Here is a 901-nt window from a genome sequence, read left to right on the forward strand (position 1 = left end):
CACCCACGGATGCAGCAGAAGAGCCAGAATTATCCGCGATGGTCGCCGTATTCGTCTCAGGATCTACCGAGACCATCTCACTGTTCTTGCGGACTTCGATCCCATATTCGGCGACTACGCGCTCAAGCTCCTCGGCGAACACTGGTACCCCAAACATTCCTGGAGTTGGAAGGACCAACACGACACGGATGTCGTCAAGTACCCCCTTCTTCCGCCAATAATCAGCCGCAAGGTACGCAATCTTCTGAGGGGCCCCTGCGCACTTGATGGGGCCAGAAGGTTGGGTGAATATAGCCGTCCCAGACCGGGTGGACTTGATCAGATTCCAGGTCTTCGGGGCGAGATCGTAGACGTAGTTGCTCGACGCAGACGGCGACGAGACAGCCTCGGCCATACCGGGCACCTTATTCCAATCAAGCTGAATACCTGGGCAGACGACTAGGTAGTCATAGGTAACCCTACCTCCGGATCCTAATAGCACTGTTTGTGCCTCCGGATCAATATCGACGGCTGCGTCTTTGATCCACGCAACACCCTGAGGGATCACGGAGGACTCCGAGCGTTTAGATTCCTCCTGTGGAGCACATCCACCGCCGACCAGGGTCCACAATGGCTGGTAGTAGTGAGTATCGCTGGGCTCGATGAGACCGACGTCCTCCTGTCCCGCGTGGCGCAGTCGGGCGGCCAGGCTGATTCCCGCGTTGCCTCCACCGATGATCAGAATTGCATGGTGAGTGCTCATGTTGGAAGCCTTTCGTAGCAGCTGTGGCAGTTCTGCCACCCCGCAATGTACCCCCCAAGGTATATAAGTACAGCGGATGGAGGGTCTCCCTTTAGGATCCACTGCTCGGCCTTGGCGTCGATGCCATCGATGACCCGGTGTTCGCCGACCTGGTCCCAG

General features: G+C 57.5%; 1 protein-coding gene. It reads right to left on the reverse strand.

Annotated features, from left to right (window positions below; translation table 11 throughout):
* A partial coding sequence (locus tag AYO52_RS18030; protein WP_172812198.1) for an FAD/NAD(P)-binding oxidoreductase occupies positions 1-742 on the reverse strand: 742 nt, incomplete at its 3' end.
* Positions 743-901: the final 159 nt, after the last annotated feature.

Source organism: Dietzia sp. 111N12-1 (assembly GCF_001658045.1).
Taxonomy (GTDB): Bacteria; Actinomycetota; Actinomycetes; order Mycobacteriales; family Mycobacteriaceae; genus Dietzia; species Dietzia kunjamensis.